Source organism: Rhodothermales bacterium (genome assembly GCA_041391505.1).
Lineage (GTDB): Bacteria > Bacteroidota > Rhodothermia > Rhodothermales > JAHQVL01 > JAWKNW01.
On record JAWKNW010000059.1, the window covers coordinates 1 to 5,753 of the forward strand.

Consider the following 5,753-nt stretch of genomic DNA (forward strand, 5'->3'; position numbering starts at 1 on the left):
TGTTGCAGGTGGAATACGAGGGGGGCGTGGTTAACGAAGGTTACCCGAGTGACGGCCGGATCGACGCGCGCAGGCGGAGGGGCGCCGAGCGGATAGGCCGTGCCGGGGGGATCCCAGCATCCACGCTCCCGGTTGCGCGACCATTTGATGAACTCGGACAGCCCGGCCATACCACGGAGTGGCACGTTCTGAAATCGTCCGTTTTAGCGGCGGCTTTCGAAGCTTGCCGGCATACGTCCGATGAGGGGGATCAGGATAGATGCGTGCACTGCAGCGCTGCAACACTACCTCTCAACGGGGCGCTTTGTTCATGTTTGATCGCTACTCTAACTCCGCGACGGCAAGCGCCCGATTCGCCTGGAGCACCATCGCGTCGGGGTCGACGACGAGCCGTTGTGGCTTAAAGTCCAACAGCCAGGATACCGGTTGGGGCCGGTCGGGCGCTAGATGGACCATCACCCTACCCTCTCTGTAGGCATCGGTGAAGCGCTTCTCGCGCCGCGCGATAATCGCCACATCAGCCGTCCCCGTACCCCGGTTTACGGCGGTGGCCTCGACGAACCACTGATCGCCCCGTTGCTCGACACGCACATCGTCGAGGCGATATTCGGGCGTCACGACATCGAAGAACCACTGGTCGACAAACGCCTGGTAGGCGCTTGAGTCCGCCGCGAAGGGACGGAGCGTTTCGATGAGGTCGTGCAGTGCCGGGTAGTCGTTCGGCACGAGATAGGTACGAATGAAGGATTGCAGGCCGGCGAACATGGCTTCGCGTCCGAGGTGATTGTGCAACATCCAGAACGCCCAGGCGCCCTTGTTGTAGACGACACTTTCATCGGCCTGGGTGGTCATGACCGTCCGGGCCAGGGGTTGCTCGCGATCCACGCGGCGCTGATCGAAATACTCCTCCTCGATACGTGTCGCGAACGCGATGCGCGCCAGCTGGCCTTTCTCACTTTCATGCAACAGGAGCGTGGCGTAATGCGCCATGCCCTCGATGAGCACATCGGCTCCCGGGCCCTCGCCGGGCGTCAGCACGTTTGCCCACCACTGGTGTGCGGCCTCGTGCGCGGTGACGACGAAGGCGGCGCTCAGATCGGCGTCGCGCCTCGATAAAAATCCCGACGTCTCCGAGAACGGGATATTGGTTGGAAATCCCTGCGCGTTCGTGACCATATTCGGGAATTCGCTCAGTCGGAGTTCCTGCCACGGATACGGATAGAACCAGGCCGAGTAGCGCTCGCGCGCCGCGACGAGGGTGTTCAGCATCTCGTCGACGTTGTAGGCGTGGTCGGGGTGGTAGAATACCGCTGTGCCGCCCTGTCGCTTTTCATCCCACCGGCCGGCAACCAGGTTGACGGCCTTGACGGGCGCATCGCTCTCCCATACTGAGGTCGTTGTGCCGCCATCGGAGTGCTCGGACCGCTTCGTGCCAACCATGTTGACGGTGTAGCCGTCGGGCGCCATCACGGTAAAACGGGTCGTGAACGCCGTCGCGTTCCCCGAGATGGGCGGCAGCTCGCCGCGCCAGAAATCGTCTGGATACACGCGTGGGTCGGGCCGGTTGTCGGCATCCACGCCGATCGTTTCGTCAAATCCGGGAACGGGAAGGAAATCGTTCAGCGCCGCACCGGAGGGTAGGATAAACTGCTCGACGCCACCACCATTTCGTGTCATGCCGGCGGGAAATTCGGCGCTATACGAGAAGCCGACACGGAGTTCCTCGCCTGGCATCATCGGCCGGGCCGGGTGCAGCACCTGCAGGCCGGCACGGTCCTCCGACGCGTGAGCCTCGCCATCGATCGACCAGGAGACGTTGTCGAATGCGAAGACCGTGAACGGCAGGGCATCCAGTGGCGCCGTCGAGCGATTCGCGAGGACATAGGTACCCTGTATGTCGACACGCCGCCGCGTGGGCTCCAGGCGTACTGCCGCGTCTACGTGCAAGATCGTGGGTAGAGGCGCGCCTGCCCAGGTCGCGACATGTTGCCGCCAGTAGGACGTTGCGCGGGCTTCGGCCGCGTGGCCCTGGAAGCCGGCGTTGATTTCGTGTGCCAGGTAAACGCCGATGACAAGCGGGACGATCAGGAAGGGCGCCAGCGCGACGGCCACACGGCCGAGCTGTCTGGGCCGCCACCGATGCAGCAGGCCGGCAGCGTCGCGCTCGGTTCGAGCAAAACCAAGCAGAGCTACAGCCGAGAAGAACACGCCGACGCCAAGCACCAGGAGACGATTCAGCACCAGTGCTCGCCCGTTGAGCGAAAAGAGGCCCATATCGCTCCAGCGCAGCGTGCCCCATAGCGGCCAGTTAAACACCCAGGTCATCCCCCCGCTCTGGAAGGCGTAGACCGTCACCAACAGTGCGCCGAGGCCGATCGCATACGTCGTGTACCGTTCGCGAACGAGCGCGAAGACCGCCGTGATAAAGGCGTTCCAGCAAAAATACGTCGGCCCCAGCACGAGCCCCCATACCAACAGGAAGGGCCCTATTTCGACGCGACCCGCATCTTGGGCGATAAGTACGTTGAGGCCCATCAACGTGCATGCCACAACGATCACGGCGACGACCACTCCCTGGGCGAGGCTCTTGCCGGCGAGCAACGCGGCCGTCTGAAACGGCGCCGCATAGGCGATGGACGCGAACCCGGTGAGCCGTTCCCGGTTGAGCGATTCCACGGTATAAAAAAGCAGCAGCAAAGCGGCGAACGAGGATAATACATCGATGCCGCCGACAGCCAGGTTACCGGCGGTTTGGATCTCCGGAATGCCGAGTATGCGCCCGCCTTCGCTTGCGAACTCGAGCACCATCATCACCATAAAAAGCACCAGGACATACAGCCCGGGCTGGCCGCGCAGCTCGCGCAGGTCGGCAAGAAGGATATACCACAGGCTTGTCCACAAGCCTGGCTTTTGGGTGCGCATCCCAAGGTCACCCAGCGGCTTGAAGCTCACCGGCACGCTACCGGTCGGCTCCAGGGTGACACGCTGAGCGCGGCGTCTTGTCTGTCGAGAAATCCATGTGTCTACCCGCTCTCGCCGGAAGAGGGCGTACGAAACCGCCACGCCGGCGAGCCCGGATACAAAGAGCCGGCTCAGCCAGAACGTCCCATCCAGCGCCAGCGGCGCCGCATTATAAAACGCCACGCCCCGATCCACCATGTATACGTTTTGGCGGAGCCAGCGCAGATTCCAGGGTTCGGCGATCATCATCAGGTGGTTCGCGGCGGTGTCCCCGCTGGCTACGTCCGACGTCCATAGGAAAAACAGGATGCCGAGGAAGGCCACGATTGGGAAGGCATAAACCAGCATCGGCTGCCGGCTGCGTTCGCCGATCGCGAAGGAGACACACGCGCAGCACACGGCACCGGGAACGAGGAAGGCAAAGAACGGGGCGACGAAGTTGCCGATCTCGAACGGGCCGATGCGCATCTCCGGGTTGGATTCCGGTGCAAACTGTACCCGCCACATGGCGAATACGAGATGAAACGCCATCACCACGGTCAAAGCGACGAGCACGCCGCCCAGCTTGCCACCGACATATTCTCGGCGGGTTAGTGGTGTGCTATGTAGCAGTTCGCCAACCTGGGCTTCGTCGTCGCGGATCACCGACAGGCCGGCGAGTAGCGAGGCCATGAAGGTGTAGACCAGGCTACCACTCAGACTAAAGATGTTCGCCAGCGCGTAGCGGGAGTTGATATACGGCAGTACGCCGGTCGCCGCATCGCCCGATGGGATCATGCCGTCCGGGTTGAGCATCAGGGTGACGAGGACGACCAGCCCGATCATCAACCAGAAGAGCGGCCCGGAAATCTGGGTGCGCAGCTCGTGCTGCCCGATAGTGAGCATGCGATGCCATGTCATGCGGTGCCTCCCTGCATCAAGGCAAAGTAAGCATCCTCGAGGGTCGGCGTGGCCGGTGTAAAGCCATCGGGCGGCCGGCCTTCTGTATGGACACGCACAAAATTCTGGCCTTCGATCAGGTACGACTGGGTGATGCGCTCGGTACGCGATACCTCCGCGAAGTCCGCATGACTTACCGTGCCCTCGTAGATCATTCCTGCTATCCGGGCCCGAGCGGCCTCAGGCGTGGTGGTGGCCACCAGCCGGCCATTTCGGATGACGGCGAATCGGGGGCACAACATGGCCACATCCTCCACGATGTGGGTGGATAATAGCACGGTACGGGTCTCAGCCAGTTCGGCGAGGAGGCGATAAAAGCGAATCCGTTCCTCCGGATCGAGCCCTGCCGTCGGCTCATCGACGATGATGAGGTCCGGGTCGCCGGCGAGCGCTTGCGCGATGCCAAGCCGCTGTCGCATGCCCCCTGAATACGACTTGACCTTGCGCTTCGCGGCGAATGTGAGATTAACGCGCTCCAGCAGCGCCCCGCACAGGGCCGTCAGCCCGCCCGGCGCGTCGACACCCTTGAGTCGCAGCATATGAAGCAGCATGGCCTCGCCCGTCAGGTTAGGATAGAAGCCGAAATACTGGGGAAGGTACCCGAGTCGGGGCCAGATTTTCTCCGGATGATGGGTAACGTCATCACCCTGAAACACAACACGGCCGGACGTCGATTCGAGCAGGCCGGCGAGAATGCGCATGAGCGTGGTCTTCCCCGATCCATTGGGCCCCAGTAGGCCGAACATGCCCTGTGGAATCTCCAGTCGGATGCCTTGCAGCGCGGCTACGGGGCCGGGGTAGACTTTAACGAGGTCCTGTATTTCTAGCATGGGAGCAAATTGCGCCTGGCGACAGGCAGAGTGGGTTGGGGAACGTCTGGCGTTGAACTACACCGATTGGGTGGCAGCGTGAAAGGAAGCGTCACACCCCTGTAAGATCGCCTCGCGCAGCGCGAATGCATTGTAAAAACTCGTCAGGGCTCGATCTGGGGACGGTACCGGCTGAACCAGGGTAACGAGACGAGTTGTGCCGGCGTAAAGCCGGTGAACCGTTTGATCTCTTTGATGAAATGGGATTGGTCGTGGTACGCATAGGTCGTCACAAGGTCGAACCAATCATTCTGCCTGCCTGTATGCGCTGTGGCGAAGATATCTCGCACGGCATGGCGGGCGCGGTTTCGCATCAGGTATTGCTTGGGCGAGAGCCCCGTGTCGTTTCGGAAATGACGTTCGACGGTGCTGTATGAGGTACGTGTGAGCGCGATCACCTCGCTGACCGACATGGAGGGCGTGAGATGGTCGGAGAGGTCATAAACGATTCCCGATGCCTGGCGGTTGAATGTTTTCATCAGCCAGTTGTCCAATTCGGGGGCGATTTGATCGTCAGGTAAGGTGCGCAGATGACGTTCGAACACCTCGAGCCGTCGCCCGAACACGTCCACTGCGAGCGCGAAAGGTCGTGCAATCAATTCGGATGCATTGTAACCGACGAACGGCATGATGGCGGACATGCCTCGATTTTTGAACTTTACCACGATCATCCGACGAATACGATGGGGATAGACCACAAACCCCTCGTCGATGTGGGAGAACAGCGTACTTTCGACGATGGAATGACGCCGGCCTTTGTAGTCGATGATGATCTCACCTTCCAGACAAAGTAGCAGCTCGGGAGCGAGGGATGGGAATTCATACACAGCCTCATTCCCCAGCGTTCGCGCATCGAATTCGTCGACCACCCAGTAATAATCCACGTACGGCCGTAGTGACGTATCCTGAGGAAGAAGTCTGGCCATGAAGGCGCCGAGCAACGTGCGAGATGACAGGGAGGCTATCCCCTACGAGACCTGTTTT

At 61.3% G+C, this 5,753-nt stretch carries 4 protein-coding genes; all 4 read right to left on the minus strand.

The genetic code is table 11. The features are described 5' to 3' along the window. The coding region (locus R2834_24680; GenBank protein MEZ4703550.1) for a hypothetical protein at positions 1–185 on the minus strand (185 nt) is incomplete at its 3' end. Positions 186–321: 136 nt separating this feature from the next. Further along, a complete protein-coding gene (locus R2834_24685) occupies positions 322–3,861 on the minus strand; it encodes a M1 family aminopeptidase (GenBank protein ID MEZ4703551.1) in 3,540 nt (1,179 codons plus the stop codon). Then, positions 3,858–4,730: an ABC transporter ATP-binding protein gene (locus R2834_24690; protein ID MEZ4703552.1), complete on the minus strand. Its 873-nt coding sequence runs from the start codon at positions 4,728–4,730 to the stop codon at positions 3,858–3,860. The genes R2834_24685 and R2834_24690 overlap by 4 nt, the downstream gene beginning before the upstream one ends. A 143-nt stretch (positions 4,731–4,873) precedes the next feature. After that, positions 4,874–5,653, minus strand: coding sequence for an AraC family transcriptional regulator (locus tag R2834_24695; GenBank protein MEZ4703553.1), 780 nt, complete (start codon positions 5,651–5,653; stop codon positions 4,874–4,876). Positions 5,654–5,753 lie beyond the last annotated feature (100 nt).